This window comes from Maritimibacter sp. 55A14 (genome assembly GCF_003122205.1).
Taxonomy (GTDB): Bacteria; Pseudomonadota; Alphaproteobacteria; order Rhodobacterales; family Rhodobacteraceae; genus QEYE01.
On the sequence record NZ_QEYE01000001.1, the window covers coordinates 137,003 to 162,448 of the forward strand.

At 68.6% G+C, this 25,446-nt stretch carries 23 protein-coding genes; 17 read left to right on the plus strand and 6 right to left on the minus strand.

Going from position 1 to position 25,446, the window contains the following annotated elements; translation table 11 throughout:
• Positions 1-54: 54 nt before the first annotated feature.
• On the plus strand, positions 55-1,137 hold the full coding sequence (locus tag DDZ14_RS00690; RefSeq protein ID WP_109423016.1) for a PA0069 family radical SAM protein: 1,083 nt from the start codon (positions 55-57) through the stop codon (positions 1,135-1,137).
• Between the two features lie 21 nt (positions 1,138-1,158).
• Here DDZ14_RS00690 and bmt read toward each other — a convergent pair whose 3' ends face one another.
• Both bmt and DDZ14_RS00700 read right to left on the minus strand, forming a co-directional pair.
• The gene (gene bmt / locus DDZ14_RS00695) at positions 1,159-2,169 is read right to left on the minus strand and encodes a betaine--homocysteine S-methyltransferase (protein WP_109423017.1); all 1,011 of its coding nucleotides are present in this window, start codon (positions 2,167-2,169) and stop codon (positions 1,159-1,161) included.
• 135 nt (positions 2,170-2,304) lie between these two features.
• Positions 2,305-2,733 carry a SufE family protein gene (locus tag DDZ14_RS00700; protein ID WP_109423018.1) on the minus strand — a complete coding sequence of 143 codons (429 nt, stop codon included), beginning with the start codon at positions 2,731-2,733 and terminating at the stop codon, positions 2,305-2,307.
• A gap of 144 nt (positions 2,734-2,877) precedes the next feature.
• Between DDZ14_RS00700 and DDZ14_RS00705 the strand changes: the two genes are divergently transcribed.
• From DDZ14_RS00705 to DDZ14_RS00720, 4 genes are all read left to right on the plus strand, one after another.
• Positions 2,878-3,423, plus strand: coding sequence for a hypothetical protein (locus DDZ14_RS00705; protein ID WP_109423019.1), 546 nt, complete (start codon positions 2,878-2,880; stop codon positions 3,421-3,423).
• 732 nt (positions 3,424-4,155) lie between these two features.
• Positions 4,156-5,244 (plus strand): TRAP transporter substrate-binding protein DctP, encoded by a 1,089-nt coding sequence (gene dctP, locus DDZ14_RS00710; RefSeq protein ID WP_109423020.1) that lies wholly within the window; start codon positions 4,156-4,158, stop codon positions 5,242-5,244.
• Between the two features lie 13 nt (positions 5,245-5,257).
• On the plus strand, positions 5,258-5,890 hold the full coding sequence (locus DDZ14_RS00715; RefSeq protein WP_109423021.1) for a TRAP transporter small permease subunit: 633 nt from the start codon (positions 5,258-5,260) through the stop codon (positions 5,888-5,890).
• A 6-nt stretch (positions 5,891-5,896) separates the two neighbouring features.
• On the plus strand, positions 5,897-7,330 hold the full coding sequence (locus tag DDZ14_RS00720) for a TRAP transporter large permease (RefSeq protein WP_109423022.1): 1,434 nt from the start codon (positions 5,897-5,899) through the stop codon (positions 7,328-7,330).
• Here DDZ14_RS00720 and DDZ14_RS00725 read toward each other — a convergent pair.
• Entirely contained in the window at positions 7,298-7,966 is a 669-nt protein-coding gene (locus DDZ14_RS00725) for a phosphoribosyltransferase (protein WP_109423023.1), read from the minus strand. The two genes, DDZ14_RS00720 and DDZ14_RS00725, sit on opposite strands and share 33 nt — an antisense overlap.
• Complete coding sequence (locus DDZ14_RS00730) at positions 7,963-8,619, minus strand: dienelactone hydrolase family protein (protein WP_233252424.1); 657 nt, start codon at positions 8,617-8,619, stop codon at positions 7,963-7,965. The genes DDZ14_RS00725 and DDZ14_RS00730 overlap by 4 nt, the downstream gene beginning before the upstream one ends.
• A gap of 173 nt (positions 8,620-8,792) precedes the next feature.
• On the opposite strand from DDZ14_RS00730, the gene DDZ14_RS00735 reads away from it, so the two are divergent.
• The 5 genes from DDZ14_RS00735 to DDZ14_RS00755 all read left to right on the plus strand — a co-directional run bounded on the left by DDZ14_RS00735 (position 8,793) and on the right by DDZ14_RS00755 (position 15,596).
• The gene (locus DDZ14_RS00735; RefSeq protein ID WP_109423025.1) at positions 8,793-9,983 is read left to right on the plus strand and encodes an aminotransferase; all 1,191 of its coding nucleotides are present in this window, start codon (positions 8,793-8,795) and stop codon (positions 9,981-9,983) included.
• 80 nt (positions 9,984-10,063) lie between these two features.
• Positions 10,064-11,917, plus strand: coding sequence for a SurA N-terminal domain-containing protein (locus DDZ14_RS00740; RefSeq protein WP_109423026.1), 1,854 nt, complete (start codon positions 10,064-10,066; stop codon positions 11,915-11,917).
• An 11-nt stretch (positions 11,918-11,928) separates the two neighbouring features.
• Positions 11,929-13,440, plus strand: a complete 1,512-nt coding sequence (trpE, locus tag DDZ14_RS00745) for an anthranilate synthase component I (protein WP_109423027.1) — start codon at positions 11,929-11,931, stop codon at positions 13,438-13,440.
• A gap of 89 nt (positions 13,441-13,529) precedes the next feature.
• Positions 13,530-14,930 (plus strand): selenium-binding protein SBP56-related protein, encoded by a 1,401-nt coding sequence (locus tag DDZ14_RS00750; protein WP_109423028.1) that lies wholly within the window; start codon positions 13,530-13,532, stop codon positions 14,928-14,930.
• 15 nt (positions 14,931-14,945) lie between these two features.
• Entirely contained in the window at positions 14,946-15,596 is a 651-nt protein-coding gene (locus tag DDZ14_RS00755; protein ID WP_109423029.1) for a hypothetical protein, read from the plus strand.
• A gap of 4 nt (positions 15,597-15,600) precedes the next feature.
• Here the strand turns inward: DDZ14_RS00755 and DDZ14_RS00760 are convergent, their stop codons facing one another.
• Positions 15,601-16,914, minus strand: coding sequence for a divergent polysaccharide deacetylase family protein (locus DDZ14_RS00760; protein ID WP_158275436.1), 1,314 nt, complete (start codon positions 16,912-16,914; stop codon positions 15,601-15,603).
• Positions 16,915-17,025: 111 nt separating this feature from the next.
• Here DDZ14_RS00760 and DDZ14_RS00765 point away from each other — a divergent pair, with 111 nt between their 5' ends.
• The 6 genes from DDZ14_RS00765 (at position 17,026) to lexA (ending at position 21,879) form a co-directional block, all read left to right on the plus strand.
• Positions 17,026-17,607, plus strand: a complete 582-nt coding sequence (locus DDZ14_RS00765) for an aminodeoxychorismate/anthranilate synthase component II (RefSeq protein ID WP_109423031.1) — start codon at positions 17,026-17,028, stop codon at positions 17,605-17,607.
• Positions 17,604-18,623 (plus strand): anthranilate phosphoribosyltransferase, encoded by a 1,020-nt coding sequence (gene trpD / locus DDZ14_RS00770; protein WP_109423032.1) that lies wholly within the window; start codon positions 17,604-17,606, stop codon positions 18,621-18,623. The genes DDZ14_RS00765 and trpD overlap by 4 nt, the downstream gene beginning before the upstream one ends.
• Positions 18,620-19,432 carry an indole-3-glycerol phosphate synthase TrpC gene (gene trpC / locus DDZ14_RS00775; RefSeq protein WP_109423033.1) on the plus strand — a complete coding sequence of 271 codons (813 nt, stop codon included), beginning with the start codon at positions 18,620-18,622 and terminating at the stop codon, positions 19,430-19,432. The genes trpD and trpC overlap by 4 nt, the downstream gene beginning before the upstream one ends.
• Positions 19,429-19,908, plus strand: a complete 480-nt coding sequence (moaC, locus tag DDZ14_RS00780; RefSeq protein WP_109423034.1) for a cyclic pyranopterin monophosphate synthase MoaC — start codon at positions 19,429-19,431, stop codon at positions 19,906-19,908. The genes trpC and moaC overlap by 4 nt, the downstream gene beginning before the upstream one ends.
• Entirely contained in the window at positions 19,905-21,089 is a 1,185-nt protein-coding gene (glp, locus tag DDZ14_RS00785; RefSeq protein ID WP_109423035.1) for a gephyrin-like molybdotransferase Glp, read from the plus strand. Before moaC ends, glp begins: the two co-directional genes overlap by 4 nt.
• 97 nt (positions 21,090-21,186) lie before the next feature.
• Positions 21,187-21,879, plus strand: a complete 693-nt coding sequence (lexA, locus tag DDZ14_RS00790; RefSeq protein ID WP_109423036.1) for a transcriptional repressor LexA — start codon at positions 21,187-21,189, stop codon at positions 21,877-21,879.
• Here lexA and DDZ14_RS00795 read toward each other — a convergent pair.
• Positions 21,873-23,945, minus strand: a complete 2,073-nt coding sequence (locus tag DDZ14_RS00795) for a ComEC/Rec2 family competence protein (protein ID WP_109423037.1) — start codon at positions 23,943-23,945, stop codon at positions 21,873-21,875. The two genes, lexA and DDZ14_RS00795, sit on opposite strands and share 7 nt — an antisense overlap.
• A gap of 70 nt (positions 23,946-24,015) precedes the next feature.
• Here DDZ14_RS00795 and gltX point away from each other — a divergent pair, with 70 nt between their 5' ends.
• Positions 24,016-25,419 carry a glutamate--tRNA ligase gene (gene gltX, locus DDZ14_RS00800; RefSeq protein ID WP_109423038.1) on the plus strand — a complete coding sequence of 468 codons (1,404 nt, stop codon included), beginning with the start codon at positions 24,016-24,018 and terminating at the stop codon, positions 25,417-25,419.
• Positions 25,420-25,446 lie beyond the last annotated feature (27 nt).

A 25,446-nucleotide genomic window follows, 5' to 3' on the forward strand; every position in this document is an offset into this window, starting at 1 on the left:
GGACCGAATCCGCGCAGGCTTGCGCATGTTCCTGGTTCGTTCTAGTCTTGCGGCATGCTGCCCCGACGCCCCATCGCGCCCGCCGAGCGCCCCGGCCGTGGCGCCACGACCAACCGCAGCGGCCGGTATGAGCAACTCACGCATGAGCGCGCCGACGACGGCTGGGAGCTTCCCTGGGAGGCGCCGCCGATCCGCACCGAGATCCGCGAGGAGCGCGCGCGCAGCATCCTGACGCGCAACACCTCCCCCGATGTGCCCTTCGACCGCTCGGTCAACCCCTATCGCGGCTGCGAACACGGCTGCATCTATTGTTTCGCGCGTCCCAGCCACGCTTGGCTGGGCCTCTCGCCGGGGCTCGATTTCGAGACCCGGCTGATCGCCCGCCCCGACGCGCCCGAATTGCTGGACCGCACGCTGCGGAAACCGGGTTACAGGCCGCGGCCAATCGCCATCAGCACCAATACCGACCCCTACCAGCCGGCGGAGCGCGACCGCGGCATCATGCGCGCGCTGCTGGAGGTGCTGCGCGACCACAACCACCCGGTGACGGTCGCCACCAAGGGCACGCTGATCGAGCGCGACGCGGATATCCTGGGCGAGATGGGCCGCAAGGGCCTGGCGCAGGCCGGCATTTCCGTGACCACGCTCGATCCCGGCCTCGCGCGGCGGCTGGAGCCGCGAGTGCCCGCCCCGGCGCGCCGGCTGGCCGCGATCGCGGCGCTGGCGGAGGCCGGCTGTCCGGTCCGCGTCATGGTCTCGCCGGTCATCCCCGCGCTGACCGACCACGAGGCCGAGCGCATTCTGGAGGCCGCGCGCGATGCCGGGGCGCAGGCAGCGAGCTGGATCATGCTGCGCCTGCCGCTGGAGGTGGCGCCGCTTTTCCGCGAGTGGCTGGCCGAGCACGCGCCGGGCCGCGCGGCCCGCGTCATGGCGCGGGTGCGCGAGATGCATGGCGGGCGCGACTATGCCGCCGACTGGCACCGCCGGATGCGTGGCGACGGCCCCTATGCCGCGATCGTTGCGCAGCGTATCCGCGTGGCGATGGCGCGGCTGGGCCTCAAGGCGGAACTGCCGCCGCTCGACCTGGCGCAGTTCGCCCCGCCCCCGCGTGCGGGCGATCAGTTGTCGCTCTTCTGAAGTCATGGCTCCGGATCCGGCTCAGGCCCTGCGGCGGCGCCGTTCGCGCGGCTTGGCGCCCGCCCCGTCGGTGCCGTCGGAGACCGAGGAAAAACCGCCCAGGGTTTCGGCGATCTGCTCCAGCGTCGGGCGCGGCCCCGGCGTCCGGCTCTCAAGCGCGGCGCGCATCAGGCGCAGATGCTCGGGCATGGTGCCGCAGCAGCCGCCGATGATCCGCGCGCCGCAGTCGCGGGCCAGCACGGCGTATTCGGCCATCAACTCCGGCGTGCCGTCGTAATGGATATGCCCGTCCACGTATTTCGGGATGCCCGCGTTGCCCTTGGCGATCACCGGGCGCTCGGCCCCGGCGGCGAGGATGCCCAGCACGGTGCGCAGCAGATCGGCCGCGCCCACGCCGCAATTGGCCCCGAAGGCCAGCGGCGGATGGTCCATGCCCTCGACCAGTTGCGCCAGATCGGCCGATGTCACGCCCATCATCGTGCGGCCCGCGGTGTCGAAACTCATCGTGCCGCACCAGGGCATGCCGGCCAGCCGCGCGGCTTCGCCTGCGGCCTTGTATTCCTCGGGCGCCGAGATCGTCTCGACCCAAAGCACATCGACACCGCCCGCCTTCAGCCCCTCGGCCTGCTCGTGGAACATCTCCACCGCATGCTCGGGCGTGAGCGCGCCCATCGGCGCCATGATCTCCCCCGTCGGGCCCATCGACCCCGCGACAATCACCTCGCGCCCCGCGGCATCCGCGATCTCGCGGCCGATCTCCGCCGCGACCCGGTTGAGTTCGGCCACGCGCGCCTCCGCCCCGTGCAGCTTGAGCCGTGAGGCATTGCCGCCGAAGCTGTTGGTCAGGAAGAGATCGCTGCCCGCCTCGACCGCGCCGGAATAAAGCGCGCGCACCTTTTCGGGCGCCTCCACATTCCACATCTCGGGCGCGTCGCCCGATTGCAGCCCCATGTTGAAGAGATTGGTGCCCGTCGCGCCATCGGCCAGCACCCAGTCCCGCTCAGCGAGCATTCGCGTCAGTGCATCCGTCATGCTGATTGGCCTCCATTCCGCTCATGCCGAGCCGGGCCGAGTCGCGCGCCCCGTCCCTTTCATACCAGATGTGCCACGACGTGCCCGCCGGCACAAACTCATATCCGGCATGAAAATGATGAATTCCGCTCAAGTTCACGCCGCTGCGGCGCGGCCGGCGACCTCCCTGATACGCCCGACCATGGCCCTGAGCCCGTTGGAGCGCTGCGCCGAGAGATGGTCGTGCAGCCCGAGCCGTGCCAGAGCGCCGCCTGCGTCGAGCGTTTGCACCTCCCGCACGGGGCGTCCGGCGTAAAGCGCGTGCAGCACCGCAATCAGGCCGCGCACGATCATCGCGTCGCTGTCGCCGCGGAAGCTGAATGTGGCCTCGGGACCCTCGCCCTCGATCTCGGGCACCAGCCAGACCTGGCTGGCGCAGCCCTCGACCTTGGTGGCGGGCACGCGAAAAGCGTCGTCGAGCGGGTCCATCGCGCGGCCCAGCTCGATCACGTAGCGGTACCTGTCTTCCCAATCCTCGAGAAACTCGAAGTTTTCGGCGATTTCCTCGAATTCGGTTTCAGCCAACTCAGATCTCCCGTCGCGTCCCTGCCCTTCACGTAGGGACAAGCGCTGCAAAGGTCCAGTCCGCGCCGCCGCCGGCCCGGATCATGGCTTTCCAATAGCTCCGGTTTCGGTTTATCCAAGGGCAGGTTGCAAGGGAAGCCGTCCATGAAAGCCGTCACCGCCGCCCTGTCGATCCTTTTGCTGGTCAGCGCCTGCGCGACGATCCGCGAGTCGCGCCTCAACCCGGTCAACTGGTTCGGCCGCAGCGTGGAGACGCGCCAGCCGGCGCGCGGCCAGGATGCGCAACTGATCGCCGCGGCGGAGACCGAGGCCGCGCGGCCGATCGGGGCCGACGGCCGGCCGATCCGCCCGGCGCTTCGCCACGATATCGGCGATTACCGCATCCTTGTGACCGAGATCACCGACCTGGACGTGATCCGCGTGCCCGGCGGAGCCATCGTGCAAGCCACCGGACGGCCGCGCCGCCAGGGCTACTGGGACGCGGATCTGGTCATGGCGCGGCTCAGCGACCAGACGGAGGAACGGCTGGTCCTGGAACTCCGTGTCTTTCCGCCCGTCGCCGCGCGGCCCGCGGGCAGTGCCCCCTCGCGCGAAGTCGTGGTCGCCCGCCACCTGAGTGCGAAAGTACTCGACGGCGTGCGCGAGATCGTCGTCGTGGGCCAGATGAACCGCATGAGTTCGCGCCGCTAGTGTTCGCCACCTGACAAAAGGTTCCCAGTCTGCCTCTGGTGCGCCCTCGGTCGCTCGGACGAAGGTCCGAGGGGGCAGAGACGCGCCCGCCGCTGCCGTTCGGGTTGCCGCCGCGCGCGGGATCAAGGCCGAAGGCCGCCGCGTGATCGCCGACGCGCCCCCACGCGGCGGCGATTTGGAGAGGCAAGCGCCACGCTCTGAATCTTTTTCGGATTTGGCAGGGATAAAGTGCCCCCAACGACCGTCGGATCGCCACCGCGCGCGTCGGAGACCGCGCGGCTCCCCGCTTGAGCGCCTTGTCCACAAAGGGCTCCTAGCCGTCCTCTGACCGTTTTCGCTCAAGGATGCTGGGCCGATGCCCGATACCCTGCTTCCATCGGGTATCTTGTGTCAGGTGGCGAACACCAGGGCGACCTCCCTCTGCAAGAAAAGGCCAAGCGTGAAGGTTCGCCTGTTACCCCATGCAGGATGAAGGGCGAATCCCGCCGCGCGGGCCGCCCGGATGGACCGGCGACGTCTCCGGATATGCCAACAGGCGCATGGATCATCGTCCCTCCTACGGCTACGGGGGCTCAGACCGCCGCCCCCGCCCGGCATCCCGCGGTTGCATCCTTCGGCCGCCCGCCCTGCGCACCGCGCCGTCACGAGGTTTCTGCAATTCCGCTGTTGCCGTTCGCCCCGGCATCGCTACGATCCCCGCAAAACAATTTGCTGCGACCAGGGAGACCGCACATGAACCGCATTCTGAAAACCTCCGCCATTGCCGCCATCGCCGTCAGCTTCGCCGGGGAGACATTCGCGCTGGAGTGGAATGTCTCGCTCTGGGGCAAGCGGCGCGCCTTCACCGAGCATGTCGAGAAACTGGCCGAGCTGGTCTCCGACCGGACCGGTGGCGAGTTCACGCTCAACATCTCCTATGGCGGGTTGTCGAACAATCGCGAGAACCTGGACGGCATTTCCATCGGTGCCTTCGAGATGGCACAGTTCTGCGCTGGCTACCACCGCGACAAGAACCCGTCGATCACGGTGCTCGAACTGCCCTTCCTGGGGGTGGACGACCTTAATGTGGAGCGCAGCCTGTCGATGGCGCTCTACGGCCATCCGGCGGTGGTCGAGGATCTGGCGCGCTGGAACGCGACGCTGCTGATGCCCTCGCCCATGCCGCAATACAACATCATCGGCCTGGGCGACGCGCCCCGCGAGCTGGAGGATTTCGAGGGGCTGAGCGTGCGTGCCACCGGCGGGATCGGCGTGGCGATGGAAACGCTGGGCGCGGTGCCCACCTCGATGTCCGCAACCGAGGTGCGCCAGGCGCTCGACAGCGGCGTGGTCAAGGCGGTGGCCTTCGCCCCGCATGCGCATATGTCCTTCGGCACGGTCGAGAACGCCCGCTGGTGGACCACCAACCTCAACCCCGGCACGGTCAACTGCCCGGTCGTGGTCAATACCGACGCGCTGAACGCCCTCTCCGACGAACATTTCGAGGCACTGATGGGCTCGGTCGATGAGGCGCTCGATCACTACGTCGCCAATTACGAGAACAACACGATGGCCAAATGGGGACCGCTGCTCGACGACAAGGAGATCGAGCGGATCACCTATTCCAAGGAGGATCTGGCCGCCTTCCGCGCCGCCGTGGCCGAACCCGCGGCCCAGGCCTGGATCGCCGAGAACGACGCCCGCGGCCTGCCCGCGCAGGAGCTTTTCGACTTCGTGCAGGAACTGCTGGCGGAGCGCGCCGGGGTCGACGATGGCTCGCTCAAGTCGCTCGATCCGGTCGAGGGGCTGCCGGAGGAGTTGCAGGAGAAGGATACGCAGTAAACGGACGCGCCCCATGGCCGGCACCGCCTCGGTTCTGGAAGACGCCACAAGACTGAGCCGCCTCGACCGCGGGCTCTACCGGGTGGAGCGTGCGCTGGCGCTGCTCAGCGGGCTTGCCGTCTTCGCGCTGATGATCCTGGCGGTGGTTTCGGCGGGGGGGCGCAATCTCATCAACCAGCCGCTGCCGGGCTATGTCGACTGGATCGAACAGGCGATGCCGCTCATTGCCTTCATGGGCGTGGCCTATACCCAGCGCGATGGCGGCCATATCCGCATGGATATCCTCGTCGGGCGGCTCTCCGGGCGGATGCTCTGGGCGGCGGAGTTCCTGACCACGCTCATCGTGCTGGCGCTGATGCTCCTGCTTGTGTGGGGAAGCTGGGCGCATTTCGCCCGCAGCTTCGATTTCGCCGCCCCGCTCTGGAGCCGCGACAGCTCGATGGATATCGCTCTGCCCCTCTGGCCCGCGAAACTGCTGGCGCCGGTGGCCTTCGCGGTGCTCTGCCTGCGGCTGGTGCTGCAACTCTGGGGCTATGCGCGGGCCTTCGCGCAGAATGCGGTGGCGCCGGTCGCGGTGCCGCTGATCGAGGACGCCGCCACCCTGGCCGAACGCGAGGCCCGGCACCTCGCGGGCCACGACGGGTAGCGGCGCGTGGAGCCCATCGACATAGGGATCGCGGTCACCGGCGGGATGCTGGTGCTGGTGCTGCTGGGCATGCGGGTGGCCTTCGCCGCCGCACTGGCCGGGTTCGCCGGGCTCCTGTGGATCTTCTGGGCGCGCAAGGGCCTTGAGCCGGAGGCCTTCGCCTGGGCGCTGACCCTCGCCGCCAAGACCGCGGGCCAGGTACCGCATTCGAAAGTGTCGAGCCAGGCGCTCTCGCTCATCCCCACCTTTATCCTGATCGGTTATCTGGCCTATTACGCGGGGCTCACCCGCGCGCTCTTCGAGGCCGCGAAACGCTGGGTGGCCTGGGTGCCGGGCGGGCTCGCCGTCGCCACCGTCTTCGCCACGGCGGGCTTCGCCGCCGTCTCGGGGGCGAGCGTTGCCACCGCCGCCGTCTTCACTCGCATCGCGATACCGGAAATGCTGGAGATCGGCTACGACAAGCGCTTCGCGGCGGGCGTGGTGGCCGCCGCCGGCACGCTGGCCAGCCTCATCCCGCCGTCGGCCATCCTGGTGATCTACGCGATCATCGTGGAGCAGGATGTGGGCAAGCTCCTGCTCGGCGGGTTCATCCCCGGTGTCTTCTCGGCGCTGGTCTACGGGCTGCTGATCGTCGGCATGGCGCTGGCGATCAAGGGCTTCGGCCCGCCGGTGGGCGGCTATTCCTGGCGCCAGAGACTTGTCGCGCTGCCGCCGGCGCTGCCCATCGTGGCGGTGGTGGTGATCATCATCTTCTTCGTCTACAACCCGCTGCCCGAATGGGTGCGCCTGGGTCCGGTCCAACTTGGCGGCGACGCCTGGGGCACCCCCACCGAGGGCGGCGCGATCGGCGCCTTCATCGTCTTCTGCGTGGCGCTCTGGCGCGGTATGCGCTGGGCGGAGTTGAAGGACGCGCTGCTGGAGACCGCCAAGCTCAGCGTGATGATCTTCACGCTGATCTGGGGCGTGCTGATCTATGTGCGTTTCCTGGGCTTCGCCGACCTGCCCGGCGCCTTTTCCGAATGGATCACCGGACTCAACCAGCCGCCGCTGCTGACGCTGGTGATGATCCTGCTCGCCTATGCGGTGCTGGGCATGTTCATGGACGCGATCGGCATGCTGCTTCTGACCCTGCCGGTGGTCTACCCGGCGGTGATGGCGCTCAACGGGGGTGAGTTCGTCGCCGCCGCCGATAGCGCCTTCGGCATGTCCGGGCCGATGTGCGCGATCTGGTTCGGTATCCTGGTGGTGAAGATGGCGGAGTTCTGCCTGATCACCCCGCCCATCGGGCTCAACTGCTTCGTGGTGGCGGGGGCGCGCCCCGATCTGAACGTGCAGGACGTGTTCCTGGGCGTGACGCCGTTCTTCCTGGCCGACGCGGTGACCATCGGCCTGCTGGTCGCCTTCCCGTCAATCGTCCTGTGGCTGCCCGGACTGGCCTGAGGCCGCATCGAGCAAGCGGGTCACCTCGGCATCCGGGACCTGGCCGAAGTTCACGTAAAACTGCCCTACGGCGAGGAAATCCGCGGGCGCAGACAGGCAAACGACCTCGTCCACCTCCCGCTCCAGCACACCCAGCGTGTCGCGCGGCGCGACCGGCACCGCCAGCACCAGCCGCGCGGGACCGCGCCGCGCCAGCGCCTTGAGCGAGGCGCGCATCGTAGCCCCGGTGGCGATGCCGTCATCCACGACGATGACCGTCCGCCCCTCCACCGGCACCGGCGCCCGGCCGCCCTGGTAGAGCGCGCGGCGGCGCGCGATCTCGGCAAGTTGCGCCCCGGCCAGGCGTTCGATCCCGGCGCGGTCGAGCCGGGCCATCGCCGCCACCGCGTCGTTGATGACGATTTGGGGCGCATCGCCGTTGACCACTGCGCCGGCGGCCAGTTCCTCATGCCCCGGCACGCCGATCTTGCGCACCATGACGATGTCGAGCGGCGCCGAAAGCGCAAGCGCCACCTCGTAGCCCACCGGCACGCCGCCACGCGGCAGCGCCACGACAACCGGATCGGCATACCCCTTGTTGCGCAACGCATCCCCCAACGCGCGCCCGGCCTCAATCCTGTCGGCAAAGCGGGTCATCCCGGCACCGCGGTTTTCAGATGCGCCGTGAACCAGCCCACAGCCAGGTCGGCGGCGCGTTGCAACGTGCCCGGCTCGGTGAAGAGATGCGAGGCGCCCTCGACAAGCTCCAGCCGGTGCTTGCAGTGAAGCTGCATCGCGGCGTCCTGGTTGAGTTCTATCACCCCGTGATCGCGCGCGCCCACGATCAGCAACGTCGGCGCGCGCACGAAACGCAGGCGCCGCCCGGCAAGGTCGGGCCGCCCGCCGCGCGAGACCACCGCGGCCACCTGCCCCGGTGTCTCGGCCGCCGCCACCAGCGCCGCCGCCGCCCCGGTGCTGGCGCCGAATAGGCCCAGCGGTAGAGACGCGAGCCGCGGATCGTGACGCACCCAGGCGATCGCCTCGGTCACCCGCCCGGCCAGCAGCGGAATGTCGAAGATGTTGGCGCGGTCCTCCGCCTCCTCCGGGGTCAGCAGATCGAAAAGCAGCGTCGCGATGCCCTGCGCCGCGAACACATCGGCCACGGAGTTGTTGCGCGGGCTCAGATGGCTGCTGCCTGCGCCGTGCGCGAAAAGCACCATCGCACCGGCATCCCGCGGCAGCCGGAGTATCCCCTGCTGGCCGCGCGCGCCCAATGTGACGAACTGCTTGCTTCCCTGTTGCAGAACCATGGCCCTGTCCGCAATCCTTGGCCTTTCGTGCGGTCCTCCCGCGACTGAGATCATATTCGCATACCGCGCCGGCGCAGGTCGTTGATATAAGTCAATACGCACGGCCCGCCCGTGCCCCCTTGCCCGCGCCGCGCGCGGTGCTAACGTCGGGCGCGCCCGACAGGAGACCATCCATGACCGCAGCCTTCAACCCGCATCTCGCCGCCACCACACCGCCCCCGGTGATGGAGGCCCGCCGCTGGATCGAGGGCGTGACCTTCCCGCCGGAGCGCCCGCTACTCAATGTCAGCCAGGCCGCTCCGGTGGAGGCCCCGCCCGAAGGGCTGCGCCGCGCCATCGCCGAGGCCGCGATGCGGGAGCCGGAGGCGCATCTCTATGGCCCGGTTCTGGGCCTGCCGGAACTGCGCGCGCAGCTCGCAGCGGACTGGTCGGCGGCCTATGGCGGGCGGATCGAACCCGGCCAGGTGGCCATCACCCAGGGCTGCAACCAGGCTTTCTGCGCCGCCATCGCCACGCTGGCGGGCGCGGGCGATGCGGTGATGCTGCCGGTGCCCTGGTACTTCAATCACAAGATGTGGCTCGACCAGCAGGGCATCGCGACGCAGCCACTGGCCACGGGCCCGGACCTGTTGCCCGACCCCGAGGCGGCGGCGGCGCTGATCACCCAAGCGACCCGCGCCATCGTGCTGGTCAGCCCCAACAATCCCGGCGGCGTCGAATACCCTGCCGGGCTGGTGCGGGCCTTCATGGATCTGGCGCGCGCTCGGGGGGTGGCGCTGATCCTCGACGAGACCTATCGCGATTTCGATGCGCGCAGCGGCGCGCCGCATGATCTCTTCGGCGATCCCGACTGGTCCGACACGCTGATCCATCTCTATTCCTTTTCCAAGGCCTACCGGCTGACCGGGCACCGTGTCGGCGCGATGGTCGCCTCCGTGGCGCGGCTGGCGGAGGCGGAGAAGTTTCTCGACTGCATCGCCATCTGCCCCAACCAGCTTGGCCAGCGCGCGGCGCTTTGGGGGATGCGCAATCTCGGCCAGTGGCTGGCCGGCGAACGGGCCGAGATCCTCGACCGGCGCGCCGCGCTTTCCGACGCGTTCGCGGTGCTGGAAGGTTGGCGGCTGATGGGCTGCGGCGCCTATTTCGTCTATGCCGAACATCCCTTCGAGATGGACTCCGACGTGCTGGCCGAACGGCTGGTGCGCGAGGCCGGCGTGCTGCTGCTGCCCGGCACCATGTTTGCGCCGACCCGCGCCGAAGGCGGCGACGGAGGCGCCGAACGGCAGTTGCGCATCGCCTTCGCCAATATCGACCGGCCGGGCATCGAGACGCTACTGGCCCGGCTGGCCGCGTTTTCGCCCTGAGCGCGGGCGGGGATGCTTGTCACCCCTGGCGGCAGCCATTAAGACCGGCATCAGGACGCGAGCATGGAAGGGCCGCAGATATGGCGACTATCGGCAAGGGCAAGGGGTCCAAGATCTTTCTGGCGATCCTGCTGGGTCTGTTGATCCTTGGCCTGGCGGGCTTCGGCATCGGGGATTTCGGCGGCTCGGTCCGTTCCGTGGGCGCGGTGGGCGATGAGGAGATCCCGGTCCAGGAATACGCCCGCGCCCTGAACACGCAGCTTCAGGAATTGCAGAACCAGACCGGCGAGCGGCTGTCGATGACCGAAGCCCGCCAGATGGGGCTGGACCGGATGGTCCTGGGGCAGCTTCTGCGCACCGCCGCGCTCGACAACGAGGCGCGCCGGCTCGGACTTTCCGTGGGCGACGGGCATGTGCGCGAGCGCCTGATCGCCATCCCCGCCTTCCAGGGTATCGACGGCAGCTTCGACCGCACCTCCTACGAATTCGCCCTGCAACAGGTCGGGGTGACGCCTGCGGAATTCGACGAAGAACTGCGCGACGACGCAACGCGCAACCTGCTGGCCGACGCGATCACCAGCGCGACCGAGCCCGGCGACACCTACACCCGGACGCTTCTGAATTTCATCGGCGAGCGGCGCGACTTCACCTGGGCGCGCCTTGGCGCCGACGCGCTGGAGGGACCCGCCCCCGAGCCGACCGAGGCGGAACTGGCCGAGTATCACGACGCCAATCCCGAGCTTTTCACCACGCCGGAGTCCCGCGACATCACCTATGTCTGGCTGACCCCGGACATGCTGATCGACAGTATCGAGGTGGACGAGACGCAGTTGCGCGCGCTCTACGAGGAACGCGCGGACCGCTACAGCCGCCCCGCGCGCCGGCTGGTGGAGCGGCTGGTCTTCGGCACCACGGAGGCCGCGGCCGCGGCGCGCGCGCAGATCGACACGGGCGAGACGAGCTTCGACGACCTGGTGGCCGAGCGCGGCCTGACGCTGGACGAGGTGGATATGGGCGAAGTGACCCGCGAGGATCTCTCGGCAGAGGCGGCGGAGCAGGTCTTCGGCCTGCTCGGCCCCGGCGTCGCCGGTCCGGTGCAGTCGAGCCTGGGTCCCGCGCTCTTCCGTGTCAACGCGCTGCTGGAAGCGCAGAAGGTGCCCTTCGCGCAGGCGGAGGCGGATCTGCGCGACGAGTTTTCCAGCGATCGCGCCCGGCGGATCATCGACGACAGCGTGGACCGGATCGACGACCTTCTGGCCGGCGGCGCCACGCTGGAAGAGATCGCCGCGGAAACCGAGATGCGCCTGGCCCAGATCGACTTCAACGCCGAGACCGATGGCCATATCGCGGCCTATGACGCTTTCCGCGACGCCGCGGGCGCGGTGCAGGAGGGCGACTTTCCCGAACTGGGCGAGCTTTCGGATGGCGGCATTTTCGCGCTGCGCCTCGACGGGATCACCCCGGCCCGGCTGCAACCGCTCGACGAGGTCCGTGCGGCCGTCGAAGCGGCCTGGCGCGAGGACGAGAACCTTGCCCGGCTCGCGGATATGGCCGAGGAGAAACTGCCCGCGCTCGAGGACGGCGAGAGCTTTCGTGAACTCGGCCTGGAGCCGCAGAGCGATACCGACCTGACCCGCAACGCCTTCATCGACGGCGCCCCGCGCGGCCTGCTGGAGACGGTCTTCCGGCTGGAGACCGGTGGCGTGGCGATGGTGGAAGGCGAGCGCGCGGTTTTCGTCGCGCGGCTCGACGCCGTCACGCCACCCGACATGGACGACCCGGACATGCAGGCGCTGCGCGAGTCGCTCCGGTCCCGCCAGCAGAGCGGTATGGAGGACGACCTCTTCGAGGGCTTCGCCAGCGCGGTGCAGCAGAATGCCGGGGTCGAACTGAACCAGACGGCGATCAACGCCGTTCACACGCAGTACCCCTGAGGCGAAGCGGCATGGCCCTTACCCCCAGCCTCGCGGAATTTTCCGCCGGATACGACGCGGGCCGCAATAAGGTCGTCTATGCCCGCCTTGCGGCCGATCTGGACACGCCGGTTTCGCTGATGCTCAAGCTCGCGCAGGGCGCGCGCGACGCCTTCATGCTGGAATCGGTCACCGGCGGCGAGACCCGCGGACGCTATTCCATCATCGGCCTCAAGCCGGACCTGATCTGGGAATGCCGGGGCATGGAAAGCCGCGTGAACCGCACCGCGCGCTTCGACGCGGACGCTTTCGAGCCGATGGAGGCCGACCCGCTGACCGCGCTGCGCGGGCTGATCGAGGAAAGCCGGATCGACCTGCCCGACGACCTGCCCGCGGCCTCGGCCGGGCTTTTCGGCTATCTGGGCTACGACATGATCCGGCTGGTCGAGGATCTGCCCGACGTGAACCCCGATCCGCTGGGCCTGCCCGACGCGGTGATGTTGCGGCCCTCGGTCGTGGCGGTGCTCGACGGGGTGAAGGGCGAGGTGACGGTGGTCAGTCCCGCATGGGCCGGATCGGGGCTGTCGGCCAAGGCGGCCTACGCGCAGGCGGCGGAACGGGTGATGGACGCGGTGCGCGATCTCGACCGTCCCGCACAGGGCGAGACCCGCGATCTGGGCCAGGCCGCCGAGGTGCCCGAGCCGGTCTCCAACTTCGTCCGCGCCGATTACCTGGCGGCGGTCGAGAAGGCCAAGGACTACATCCGCGCGGGCGATATTTTCCAGGTCGTGCCGTCGCAGCGCTGGGCGCAGCCCTTCCCGCTGCCGCCCTTCGCGCTTTACCGGGCGCTCAGGCGTACCAATCCCTCGCCCTTCATGTTCTACTTCAATTTCGGCGGCTTCCAGGTCATCGGCGCGAGCCCCGAGATCCTCGTGCGGGTCTTCGGCGGCGAGGTGACGATCCGCCCGATCGCGGGCACGCGGCCGCGCGGTGCGACCCCGGCGGAGGACAAGGCGCTGGAGGCCGAGCTTCTGGCCGACCCGAAGGAACAGGCGGAACACCTGATGCTGCTCGATCTGGGGCGCAACGATGTGGGGCGCGTGGCCCGGATCGGAACCGTGCACCCGACCGAGGAATTCACCGTCGAACGCTACAGCCACGTCATGCATATCGTCTCCAACGTGGTGGGCGAGCTCAGCCCGGAGCATGACGCGCTCTCGGCCCTTCTGGCGGGCCTGCCCGCGGGCACCGTCTCGGGCGCGCCGAAAGTGCGCGCGATGCAGATCATCGACGAGCTGGAGCCCGAAAAGCGCGGCGTCTATGCTGGCGGCGTCGGCTATTTCAGCGCCGGGGGCGACATGGACATGTGCATCGCGCTCCGAACCGCGGTGGTGAAGGACGAAACGCTCTATATCCAGGCCGGCGGCGGCGTCGTCTATGACAGCGACCCCGACGCCGAGTTCCAGGAGACGGTCAACAAGTCGCGCGCCATCCGCAAGGCCGCCGAGGATGCCGGTCTCTTCGTCCGCGGCAAGGGTCAGTAGCGCCCCTGCCTGCCCCGGATCGACCGCGACGTTTGGTCCCATCTGTGCTAGGCTCCGGCCACGCAAACACGCAAACGGGGGGACTTGCGATGACTGTCAGACCTGACCCAACCTTCCACGCCTCGCCGAAGCTGGCCATGGAAGCTCCTGCCGAGTCTCTTGCCTATACATTGATGCTCAGCCCGGATGGCTCGAAACCTGACGGGCTGGCCATCGTTAACGTGGATCCGTCATCCAAGGATTTCGGCAAGGTCGTCCATCAGGTTATCATGCCCAACAAGGGCGACGAGTTTCACCATTTCGGCTGGAACGCCTGTTCCTCGTCGCTCTCGCCGCTGACCGGCCATGCCTTCCTGGAGCGCCGCTACCTGATCATTCCCGGCATCCGCTCGTCGCGCATCTACGTGGTGGATGTGAAAGAGCCGCTCAAAGCCAAAATCCACAAGATCATCGAGCCCGAGGAGGTCTTCGCCAAGACCGGCTATTCGCGCCCGCACACGATTCATTGCGGCCCCGAAGGCATCTATGTCTCGACCCTGGGCGGCGGCGGCGAGGACGGCACCGACGGCCCGCCGGGCATCTTCATCATGGATTGCGAGACATTCGAGGTGATCGGCCGCTACGAGATGGATCGCGGCCCGCAGGACAAGCACTACGATTTCTGGTGGAACCTGCCGCGCGACTACATGGTCAGTTCCGAATGGGGCCTGCCGCCGCAATTCGAGAACGGCATCGTGCCCGGAGACCTCTTGTCCAACCAGTATGGCCACCGCATCCATTTCTGGGACCTGCGGGGCCGGCGCAACGTGCAGACCATCGACCTGGGCGAAAATCACCAGATGCCGCTGGAGATCCGGCCGGCGCATGATCCGGTCAAGGAATATGGCTTCTGCGGGGTCGTGGTGGACACCACCAACCTGGAGGGCTCGATCTGGACCTGGTGGCGCGACGACAAGGGCAAGTTCCACGCCGAGAAAACCGCCACCATCCCGCCGGAGCCCGCGAAGGCCAAGGATCTGCCGGAACTGCTCAAGGGCTTCGAGGCGGTGCCGCCGCTGGTGACGGATATAGACCTGAGCCTCGACGACCGGTTCCTCTACGTCTCCTGCTGGGGCACCGGCGAGATGCGCCAATACGATGTCTCCGACCCGATGAAGCCCAAACTGGCCGGATCGGTACGGATCGGCGGCATCACCGGCAAGGCGGGGCATCCGTCGGGCAAGGCCTATGCCGGCGGGCCGCAGATGGTCGAGATCAGCCGCGACGGCAAGCGCGTCTACTGGACCAATTCGCTCTATTCCACCTGGGACGACCAGTTCTATCCCGAGGGCGTTCCGGCGGCGATGGTCAAGGCGGATGTGGGTCCGGACGGGGGGCTGACGCTCGACAAGAAATTCTGGGTCGAGTTCCCGGAGGGCTACCGCAGTCACCAGATCCGGCTGGAAGGCGGCGACTGCTCGACCGACAGTTTCTGCTACCCCTCGGTCTGACGATTGGACGGGGCGATGACGGCCACGGCCGGCCTCTGGCTGGCCGTCATCGCCAGCGGGCTCTACCACGGCGTCAATCCGGGCATGGGCTGGCCGCTGGCGGTTTCCGCCGCGCTGATGGAGGGCGGACGCGGCGCGCTGTGGCGGGCGCTGGCGGCGCTGGCGGTCGGCCATTTCGCCGCGATGCTGGCGATCCTGCTGCCCTTCGCCGCGATGAACCTGCTGGTGGAATGGCAGCGCGAGATCCGCATCGGCGCGGGCGGCGTGGTGATCGCGCTGGGGCTCTGGCTGCTGGTCAACCGCCGGCATCCGCGGTTTCTGGCGCGTATCCCGCCGGCGCGGCTCGCGCTCTGGTCCTTTCTGGTGGCCACGGCGCATGGCGCGGGGCTGATGCTGGTGCCGATCTATCTCGGGCTCTGCGGTCCGGCGGAGACCGATACCGGCCACATGGCCGCGGCGGAGCTGATGGCGCGCAATGCCGGCGTGTCGCTCGGCGTGGCGCTCGTGCACACCGTCGCGATGATCGGCGCGGGCGGGGCGGTGGCGCTGGCGGTGCATCACTGGCTGGGGCTGAAATTCCTGTCGCGGAGCTGGTTCAACCTCGACATTCTCTGGGCACTCAGCCTGATCGCGGTGGGCGGCATCGCGCTGGCCACCGCGATCTGAGCCCTCACTGCCCGCGCAGAACCGCCGAAACGGGCGCCAGGATCACGGTTTCCGCCTGGTCTCCGAGCGCCCATTCGAAGAGCCCCGTCACCGTGTCGGAATAGCTGTGGCCCAGCATGACGACATGGCCCTCGGTCCGGGCGCGGAAGGCGGCGCGGTCGAGATAGCGCTTAATGACCGGCGCGGCCTCCTGCTCCGCATCCAGGCTGCGGAAGACCAGCGCGGCGGGAACGCCCTCGCGCGCGGCCTTCTTGTGAGTGGTGTTGAGCCCCTCGTCATGGGTCAGCAGCCCGTGCCCGCTATCGGCCAGATAGGCGATCACCGCGTCGGCGATCGGGCCGGTCCGCGCGAAACCTCCCGACGCGCGGTCGAGCAGCCCCACCGCCTGCGGCAGCGTGTTGAAATAGGCGGCGAGCGCCGTTTCCACATCCGCGGGCTTGGCCGAGGGCGGGATGCCGGCATCGCCCGATCCGGTCAGCGAGATCACCTCGAAACCGGCTTCGCGCAGGTCGGCGGCGCGGGTGGCGGCGTTGGGCGCGGCCGGGTCGATGGCGAAGCTCACCGGAAAGCTGAAGGTCTTGAGCACGTCGATATCGAGCCCCTCACCGCCCGCGTCGATCAGCACGATGGCCATCAGCGGACGGTCGTCGGCGGCCTCGAAGCCCACGGCGTTGCGCGCCAGCGCGCCAAGCGCGGGACGCGCCGCGTCAGCCGTCTCCTCCCCCTGCTCCTCGGTGCCGGGGGCGTCGTTTCCGGGGGCTTCCTCGTCGCCGGTGCCGACGCTGGGCGGCTCCTCCGGCTCGGGGGCGGGCTCGGCCTCGGGCGCCGCGGTCTCCGGCGCGCCGATCTGGGGAAATTGGCGTTTGGGGGTCGAGCCCACCGGATTCTCGATCTCCGGCATCGGCACTCCGACGGCCTGGTCCGGGATCTCCACGGGCGGCTCTTCCACCGCCGGGGCAATCGGGGCCTTTTCGTCCTCGGGTTCCGGCGCGACGGCGGGCTGATCCAGCGCCGCAGTCACATCGGGCGGATCGGCCGGCGCGGTGTCGGCTGCCGGGGGCGCCGACTGTGTCGTTTCGTCCTCGGGCGGCGCGGGGCGCGGCGTGTCGGCGGACGGCGGAGTGTCCGGCACCGGCAGGACCGGCTCGCTCTCGGCGCGTTCGCGCGTGAAGCCGGAGCCCGCGGGCACCGCAAGCTCGGCCTGGGCAGTCTCCGCGCGGTCGCTTTCAGGCAAGGGTGCCAGCGCCGACGCGATGCCCAGAACGATGACCGAAAGGACCGATCCCCAAATCAGACCGGAAATGAGACCTCTGCCCATGCTCTGCCTCCATTGCTCCCGCAGGTCGGGCCTTGACCCCCGCCCGCGGCTCTGAGCATTTATAGCGCGACCACGGTCCGGGTTCACCCCCAATTGCGCGAAAGGCCCGAGATGCTTCTGCTGATAGATAACTATGACAGCTTCACCTATAACCTCGTCCATTACCTGGGCGAATTGGGGGCCGACGTGACCGTGCGCCGCAACGACGCGCTGGACGTGCAGGCGGCAATGGCGCTGCGCCCATCCGGTATCGTGCTCTCGCCAGGGCCTTGCGATCCGGACCGGGCCGGCATCTGCCTGGCGCTGACGGAAGCCGCCGCCGAGACCCGCACGCCGCTTCTGGGTGTCTGCCTGGGCCACCAGACCATCGGCCAGGTTTTCGGTGGCCGGGTCGTGCGGGCGCGCGAGATCGTGCATGGCAAGATGGGCGTGATCCGGCATGGCGCCGCGGGCGTCTTCGCCGGGCTGCCCTCGCCATTGCTGGCCACGCGTTACCACTCGCTGGTGGTGGAGCGTGAGAGCCTGCCCGATGTGCTCGAGGTGACGGCGGACCTGGAGGACGGCACGATCATGGGGCTGCGCCACCGCGAGTTGCCCATCGAGGGCGTGCAGTTCCACCCCGAGTCGATCCGCTCGGAACATGGCCACGCCATGCTGAAGAATTTTCTGGAAACGGTTCCGGTGCCGGCATGAGTGAACAGATGAAACCCCTGATCGCCGCCGCAGCCGACCGCGCCCTGACCCGCGCCGAGGCCGAGGCGGCCTTCACCATCCTCTTCGAGGGCGATGCAACCCCCAGCCAGATGGGCGGTTTCCTGATGGCGCTCAGGACGCGCGGCGAGACGGTGGACGAATACGCCGCCGCGGCCGCCGTGATGCGTGCCAAGTGCAACGCCGTGCGCGCGCCCGAAGGCGCGATCGACGTGGTGGGCACCGGCGGCGACGGCAAGGGCACGCTCAACATTTCCACCGCCGCCGCCTTCGTGGTGGCGGGCGCGGGTATCCCCGTGGCCAAGCATGGCAACCGCAACCTCAGTTCCAAATCCGGGGCGGCCGATGCGCTGACGCAGATGGGCATCAACGTGATGATCGGCCCGGAGGTCGTTGAGGAAGCGTTGAAAGAGGTCGGCATAGGCTTCATGATGGCGCCCATGCACCACCCCGCGATCCGCTTCGTCATGCCGACCCGCCAGGAATTGGGAACCCGCACGATCTTCAACATTCTCGGCCCGCTCACCAATCCCGCCGGGGTCCGGCGGCAACTCACAGGTGCCTTCTCGCAAGCCATGCTGCGCCCGATGGCCGAGACGCTGGCCAAGCTCGGCAGCGAACGCGCCTGGCTAGTGCATGGCAACGACGGTACCGACGAGTTGTCGATCGCCGGGCCCAGCCATGTCGTCGCGCTCGAAGCGGGCGAGATCACCGAGTTCGAGATCACGCCGGAGGATGCCGGGCTGGAACGCCACCCGTTCGAGGCCATCCTGGGCGGCACGCCCGAAGAAAACGGCACCGCCTTCCGGGCGCTGCTCTCCGGCCAACCGTCGGCCTATCGCGACGCGGTCCTGCTCAACGCGGGGGCCGCGATCCTGATCGCCGGGAAGGTCAAGACATTGCCCGAAGGCGTTGCAAAGGCGAGAGAAAGCATAGACAGTGGCGCAGCCCGCGCAAAAGTGGACGGGCTGGCCAAGGTGACACAGGCGGCTGCATGAGCACGATTCTGGAGGATATCCGCGCCTACAAGCTGGACGAGGTCGCCAAGCGCAAGGCCGAGCGTAACCGGGAGGACCTGGAGGCTTCCGCCAACGCCGCGCCCGTCCCGCGTGGCTTCGCCGAGGCGCTGCGCGCTGCCAGCGTCAACGGCTACGGCCTGATCGCCGAGATTAAGAAGGCCAGCCCTTCCAAGGGCCTGATCCGTGAGGATTTCGACCCTGTGGCGCTGGCGCAAGCCTATGAAGCGGGCGGCGCGGCCTGCCTGTCTGTGCTGACCGACACGCCGTCCTTTCAGGGCGCCGACCGGTTCCTGACCGAAGCGCGCGAAGCCGTGGCGCTTCCGGCGCTGCGCAAGGATTTCATGTTCGACCCCTGGCAGGTCATCGAGGCGCGGGCGCTCCATGCCGACTGCATCCTGATCATCATGGCCGCAGTGGACGATGCGCTCGCGCAGGAACTGGAGGCCACGGCGCAGGACTGGGGAATGGACGTGCTGATCGAGGTCCACAATGCCGAGGAACTGGAGCGGGCGGCGCTTCTCTCCTCTCCTCTGATCGGAATTAACAATCGGGATCTCAACACGTTCGAGACCGATCTTGAAGTCAGCCGCAACCTGGCCCGCCAAGTGCCGATGGACCGTCTGATTGTCGCGGAATCCGGGCTTAATACGCCCGAGGATCTCGCCGATCTGGCCCGCTACGGCGCGCGATGCTTCCTGGTCGGCGAAAGCCTGATGCGCCAGGACGATGTCGAGGCCGCCACCCGCGCGCTGCTGCGCGACCCGCTGAGCGCCGGGGGCGGGTTATGAGCGGGCTGACGCATTTCGACGCCGGCGGATCGGCGCATATGGTCGATGTCTCCGACAAGGACGTGACCGACCGGGTCGCGGTGGCCGAAGGCTATATCAAGATGTCGCCTCAAACCCTTGAAATAATTATGGACGGCAGCGCCAAAAAAGGTGACGTCCTCGGCGTTGCGCGGTTGGCCGGGATCATGGGCGCGAAACGCACGTCCGATCTGATCCCGCTCTGCCACCCGCTGCCGCTGAGCCGCGTCGCGCTGGACCTTGTCCTCGACACCGCCCTGCCGGGCATCCGCATCGAGGCGACCGTGAAGACGTCGGGGCGGACCGGCGTGGAGATGGAGGCCCTGACCGCCGTCAGCGTCGCCGCGCTGACCGTCTATGACATGGTCAAGGCCGTCGACAAGGAGATGCAGATCGGCGGCACGCGGGTCATCCTGAAGGACGGCGGAAAATCCGGGCGCTACGAGGCCGCGCGATGATCTCGACCGAAGAGGCGCTGGCGCATGTGCTGGCGCTCTGCCGCCCGCTCGGGGTGGAACATGTGCCGCTGGCGGAGGCCGCGGGGCGTGTGCTGGCCGAACCGATGGTGGCGCGGCGCACGCAGCCGCCCTTCGCCGCCTCGGCGATGGATGGCTACGCGCTGGACGGGGCTGGCGCCCTGCCAGGTTCGTGCTTCAAGATCATAGGTGAAGCTGTTGCCGGAAAAAGATTTTCCGGCGCGGTTAATCCCGGTGAGGCTGTGCGCATCTTCACCGGCGCCCCGGTGCCCGAAGGTGCCAGCCGCGTCGTCATCCAGGAGGATGTGGTCCGCGACGGAGACACGATCACCCTGGGCGACGATCTGGGCGGCAAGGACCATATCCGGCCCGCGGGCGACGATTTCAAGGCCGGAGACCGGCTGGAGGCGCCGCGCCGGCTGAGCCCGTCCGACATCGCGCTGCTGGCCGCCATGAACCATGCCGAATTGCCCGTCGCCCGGCGCCCGGAGATCGCCGTCATTCCCACCGGGGACGAACTGGTGGCGCCGGGAGAGGACCCCGGCCCCGACCAGATCATCGCCTCCAACAGCTACGGGCTCAAGGCGCTGCTGGAGGCACAGGGTGCCCGCGTGCGCCTGCTGCCCATCGCGCGGGACACGGCCGCCTCGCTGGGTACGGCGCTGGAGCTGGCGCGCGGTGCCGACATGATCGTGACCATCGGCGGCGCCTCGGTCGGCGATCACGACCTGGTGCGGCAGGTGGCGGGGGACCGGGGGCTCGCGCTGGAATTCTACAAGATACGCATGCGGCCCGGCAAACCGCTCATGGCCGGCCGGATCATGGGTAGCGTCATGGTCGGCTTGCCCGGAAACCCCGTCTCGGCAATGGTTTGCGGGCATATCTTCTTGCGCCCCGCCGTGGATGCGATGCTGGGCCTCAAGGTGCGCGCGCTGCCGCGGATGCAGATGCCGCTTGAGCAGGCTATCCGCCCCAATGGCGGGCGGGAACACTACATGCGCGCCCGGCTGGTGGAGGGGGCGGAGGGTCTGCGGGTGCGGGTCTTCGGCCGGCAGGACAGCGCACTCCTAAGCGTTCTGGGCGACGCCGACGCGCTGGTCGTCCGCCCGCCCGACGATCCCGCGCGCGCCGCTGGCGAGCAGGTCGACGTGATCCGGCTGTGACCGCCGCCGATATTGACACAAAACAGGAACAGAGATAGAACAGGCCCGAACAAGGACCGGCGACGACACGCGCCGGCCGACAGGCGGAGGGCCGAGCATGCTGACGCAGAAACAACGCGAACTTCTGGAATTCATTCACAAACGTCTGCAACGCGATGGCGTTCCCCCGTCCTTCGACGAGATGAAGGAGGCGCTCGATCTGCGCTCGAAATCCGGTATTCACCGGCTCATCACGGCGCTGGAGGAGCGCGGATTCATCAACCGTCTGGCCCACCGGGCCCGCGCCATCGAGGTGATCAAGCTTCCCGATGCCATTGAACGCGGCGGCTTTTCGCCCCGCGTGATCGACGGCGAGGCCGACAATTCCAACCCGCCGCGCGACGCCATGCCGGTTGAGGCCGCGCATGCGCTGGAACTGCCCGTCATGGGCCGGATCGCCGCCGGCACCCCGATAGAGGCGATCAGCCACGCGTCGCGCAACGTTGCCGTTCCCGGCTCGATGCTGGGCAGTTCCGGGCACCATTACGCGCTGGAGGTCAAGGGCGACTCGATGATCGAGGCCGGGATCAACGACGGCGATATCGTGGTGATCCGCGAACAGTCGAGCGCCGACAATGGCGACATCGTCGTGGCCCTCGTGGAGGATCACGAGGCGACGCTCAAGCGGCTGCGCCGGCGCGGCGACATGATCGCGCTCGAGGCCGCGAACCCGGCCTACGAGACGCGCGTCTACCGTGCCGATCAGGTCAAGGTGCAGGGCCGGCTGGTCGGGCTCATCCGCAATTACTGAGGCGCTTCGCGCCGCCCTGTCCCGCGAGTCCAGAGCCTGTCGCCGGCCAGCGGGCGCGCGCCGGTGAAGCTGTAGCCGCCCCCGTCGCGCCGGTGTGCCGCAATGGCTCCCAGCGCGCGCAGGTGGTTCTTGTCCACCACCACCGCCGCACAGTCCGCGCCGTCCAGCACCGTCTCCGGCACCAGTACAAGCGCCTCCGCCGCGCAGGCGGCCGCCAGCATGGCGGGTTCCGGCGCGCCGTCGAAAACCGCGAGTACCGGGTCCGGCGGTTCCCTTCGGGTCGCCGCGTCTTCCTGTGCGGCCAGATCGCCGTCATTCTCCAGCCAGGAGCGCGCCGCGAACCCCTCGCCCCGCGGCTTGCTGAGCACCCTGCCCCCGGACCCCATAACGCCGGTGAGCTTGCCGGTCTCCGAGATCAGGATCTCCGGCCGCTCGGCCCCCAGCCAGAACGTCGCCGCCAACAGCACCGGAAGCAGTCCGGCCAGCCGCAGCCGCCCCTGCCAGAGCACGACCACCAGCGCCCCCGCCGCCAGCAGAGGCAGCACCGCGCCACCGGGCTTGACCACCGGGATCACCGCGCCCTCCCAACCCGCCACGCGATGGGCCACGCCGAGGATCCAGTCGATCCCCGCACCCATCGCCGCGAAACCCGGCCCCGCCAGACCCAGCGGCCAGAGAAGGAAGGCAAGCACCGCCGCGGGCATCACGACCATGCCCATGACGGGAACGGAGGCGAGGTTGGCCAGCAGCCCGTATTGCGACATCTGGTTGAAATGCACGGCGGCGATGGGTGCGGTCGCGGCCCCGGCCACCGCCGAAGAGATCAGCACCGCCAGCGCCGGGCGAAGCCAGCGCGGCATGCGCCAGGCATCCTCCGGCCGGGCTTGCTGCCAGTTGCGCAGCGCGCCGAACACCGCGACCAGCGCGGTCGTGGCGGCAAAGGACATCTGGAAACCCGCCGTCACCAGGCTTTCGGGACGCAGCGCCAGCACCAGCATCGCCGCCATCGCCACCGCGCGGAGCGTCAGCGCCCGCCGGTCCAGCAGCACCGCCAGCAGCATCACCGCGACCATGATGAACGCCCGCTCCGTCGCGACGCTGGCCCCGGAGATCAGCAGGTAGGCGAAGGCCACCGGCAGCGCCGCGGCGGCGGCCAGTTTCTTGCCCGGCACGCGCAGCGCGAGCGGCGGGACGAGCGCGATCCCGGCCCGCAACCCGGCGAAGACGAAACCGGTGAGCAGCCCCATATGCAGCCCCGAAATGGCCAGCAGATGCGCCAGGTTGGAGGCGCGCAGATCCTCCAGCACGGCGCTCTCCACAGCAGAACGGTCGCCGGTGACGATGGCCGCGGCGAACCCGCCGCTGCGGCCGGGCAGTTGCGCGCGGATTGCCTCGGAAAGCCGCATCCGCAGCGCAAAGACCCACGGCCGCCAGCCATCGGGTGCGGGCGCGGTCAGGCCCAGCATCGGGCTGCGCGTGTAGCCCACCGCACCCAGCCCCTCGAACCAGGCCAGGCGGCGGAAATCGAAGCCGCCGGGCTCCACCGGGCCGGAGGGGGGCGACAGATGCGCCGTGGTAATCACCCGCGCGCCGGGCACCGCCCGGTCGAGCCCGGTTTCGCCATGCAGCGAGATGCGCACCCGACCGGGCGTCGCGTCGGGGTCCACGCGTGACAGCACCACCCGGTCGAGCGTGACGCGCGGCCGGTTCGAAAAGGATCGGTCGAGCGCGACGACGCGGCCTTCCACCGGGCCGTAATAGCGGAACCCCAGCACCGGCGCGGCCACGTCATGGGCGCGAAACCCTGCCAGCAGGAAGCCCAGAACCGCCAACGCCACCGCTGCCGCGATGGGCGCGGCGGCCGGCCCGACCCGGAGCGCCAGGAGCGCCGCGCAAAGCCCCGCCGCCGCCGCGGCGGCGTAGTGGCCCGGCTCGGGCTCGCGCCCCAGCCCGAACCAGAACCCGATCCCGCAAGCCATCATCACCGGCACCCAGGGAAAGAGCCGCCCCCGCTGCCTCAGCAGCGCCAGAGCCGCGAAATGCAGGGGGGCGAGGCTTGTTCTCATGCCGGGGATTGCCTAAACACTGGGGGCCAAAGCCTATTCCCCACATGGTTTCCAGAAGGTTAACGCGCGCATGTCCCAGGCCCCCGTCGTCACCCGTTTTGCCCCGTCGCCGACCGGTTTCCTGCATATCGGCGGTGCGCGCACGGCGCTTTTCAACTGGCTCTACGCACGCGGCCGCGGCGGGAAGTTCCTGCTCAGGATCGAGGACACCGACCGCGTTCGATCGACCCCGGAGGCGACGCAGGCTATCCTGGACGGGCTGACATGGCTGGGGCTCGACTGGGACGGCGAGCCGGTCAGCCAGGCCGCGCGCGCGGCGCGCCATGCCGAGGTGGCGCGCACGTTGCTGGACCGGGGCCATGCCTATAAATGCTTCGCCACGCAAGATGAGATCGAGGCGTTCCGAGAAGCCGCGCGGGCCGAGGGACGCTCCACCCTCTACCAGAGCCCCTGGCGCGATGCCGACTCCGCCAGCCATCCCGACGCGCCCTATGTGATCCGGCTGAAGACGCCAACCACGGGCAGCACGGTGATCCGCGACGTGGTTCAGGGCGACGTGACGATCGGCAACGACCAGCTCGACGACATGGTGCTGCTGCGCTCGGACGGCAGCCCGGTCTACATGCTGGCCGTGGTGGTGGACGACCACGACATGGGCGTGACACATGTCATCCGCGGCGACGACCACCTCAACAACGCAGCGCGGCAGATGGGCATCTACGGGGCGATGGGCTGGGACATCCCCGTCTGGGCGCATATCCCGCTGATCCACGGGCCCGACGGCAAGAAGCTCAGCAAACGCCACGGCGCGCTGGGGGTGGAGGAATACCAGCGCATGGGCTACCTGCCCGAGGCGATGCGCAATTACCTGGCGCGGCTGGGCTGGAGCCACGGCGACGAGGAGTTCTTCACCACCGCCCAAGCGCTCGAATGGTTCGACATCACCGGCATCAAGAAGGCTCCGGCGCGTTTCGATTTCAAGAAACTCGACAATCTCTCGGGACGCCATATTGCAGTTGCAGCAGATGCCGAGATTCTGCACACGCTTTTGCAATATCTCGCGGCGACGGGCGCCGCCCCATTGACAGACGCACAAAAATCGTCCCTCATGCGTGCGATGTATTGCCTTAAAGACAGGGCAAAGACCATGCCGGAACTCCTTGAAAAAGCGCATTTTATCCTTGGGTCACGGCCCTTCTCGCAGGATGCGCAGGCGGAGAAGGTTCTCGACACAGTATCCCGTGGTATACTGAAACAATTGACGCCGCACCTGCAAAATGCTAGCTGGTCGCGGGATGGGCTGGAGGCCGCCGTGCAATCCTTCGCGGAGGCACATGACCTCAAGCTCGGAAAGATCGCACAACCCCTCCGCGCCGCGCTCGCCGGCCGGATGGTGTCCCCAAGCGTTTTCGACATGATGACCCTCATCGGACGCGATGAGACCATCGCCCGGATCGAAGACGCCACAGCTTGACGGTTCGGCCGGGAGACGCGCCGGACA

Excerpts from the sequence above, each read along its gene's own strand:
- DDZ14_RS00690 (WP_109423016.1), top strand. The coding sequence starts at position 55 with ATGCTGCCCCGACGCCCCATCGCGCCCGCCGAGCGCCCCGGCCGTGGC.
- bmt (WP_109423017.1), bottom strand. The coding sequence starts at position 2,169 with ATGACGGATGCACTGACGCGAATGCTCGCTGAGCGGGACTGGGTGCTG.
- DDZ14_RS00705 (WP_109423019.1), top strand. The coding sequence starts at position 2,878 with ATGAAAGCCGTCACCGCCGCCCTGTCGATCCTTTTGCTGGTCAGCGCC.
- dctP (WP_109423020.1), top strand. The coding sequence starts at position 4,156 with ATGAACCGCATTCTGAAAACCTCCGCCATTGCCGCCATCGCCGTCAGC.
- DDZ14_RS00715 (WP_109423021.1), top strand. The coding sequence starts at position 5,258 with ATGGCCGGCACCGCCTCGGTTCTGGAAGACGCCACAAGACTGAGCCGC.
- DDZ14_RS00725 (WP_109423023.1), bottom strand. The coding sequence starts at position 7,966 with ATGACCCGCTTTGCCGACAGGATTGAGGCCGGGCGCGCGTTGGGGGAT.
- DDZ14_RS00730 (WP_233252424.1), bottom strand. The coding sequence starts at position 8,619 with ATGGTTCTGCAACAGGGAAGCAAGCAGTTCGTCACATTGGGCGCGCGC.
- DDZ14_RS00735 (WP_109423025.1), top strand. The coding sequence starts at position 8,793 with ATGACCGCAGCCTTCAACCCGCATCTCGCCGCCACCACACCGCCCCCG.
- DDZ14_RS00740 (WP_109423026.1), top strand. The coding sequence starts at position 10,064 with ATGGCGACTATCGGCAAGGGCAAGGGGTCCAAGATCTTTCTGGCGATC.
- trpE (WP_109423027.1), top strand. The coding sequence starts at position 11,929 with ATGGCCCTTACCCCCAGCCTCGCGGAATTTTCCGCCGGATACGACGCG.
- DDZ14_RS00750 (WP_109423028.1), top strand. The coding sequence starts at position 13,530 with ATGACTGTCAGACCTGACCCAACCTTCCACGCCTCGCCGAAGCTGGCC.
- DDZ14_RS00755 (WP_109423029.1), top strand. The coding sequence starts at position 14,946 with ATGACGGCCACGGCCGGCCTCTGGCTGGCCGTCATCGCCAGCGGGCTC.
- DDZ14_RS00760 (WP_158275436.1), bottom strand. The coding sequence starts at position 16,914 with ATGGGCAGAGGTCTCATTTCCGGTCTGATTTGGGGATCGGTCCTTTCG.
- DDZ14_RS00765 (WP_109423031.1), top strand. The coding sequence starts at position 17,026 with ATGCTTCTGCTGATAGATAACTATGACAGCTTCACCTATAACCTCGTC.
- trpD (WP_109423032.1), top strand. The coding sequence starts at position 17,604 with ATGAGTGAACAGATGAAACCCCTGATCGCCGCCGCAGCCGACCGCGCC.
- trpC (WP_109423033.1), top strand. The coding sequence starts at position 18,620 with ATGAGCACGATTCTGGAGGATATCCGCGCCTACAAGCTGGACGAGGTC.
- moaC (WP_109423034.1), top strand. The coding sequence starts at position 19,429 with ATGAGCGGGCTGACGCATTTCGACGCCGGCGGATCGGCGCATATGGTC.
- glp (WP_109423035.1), top strand. The coding sequence starts at position 19,905 with ATGATCTCGACCGAAGAGGCGCTGGCGCATGTGCTGGCGCTCTGCCGC.
- lexA (WP_109423036.1), top strand. The coding sequence starts at position 21,187 with ATGCTGACGCAGAAACAACGCGAACTTCTGGAATTCATTCACAAACGT.
- DDZ14_RS00795 (WP_109423037.1), bottom strand. The coding sequence starts at position 23,945 with ATGAGAACAAGCCTCGCCCCCCTGCATTTCGCGGCTCTGGCGCTGCTG.
- gltX (WP_109423038.1), top strand. The coding sequence starts at position 24,016 with ATGTCCCAGGCCCCCGTCGTCACCCGTTTTGCCCCGTCGCCGACCGGT.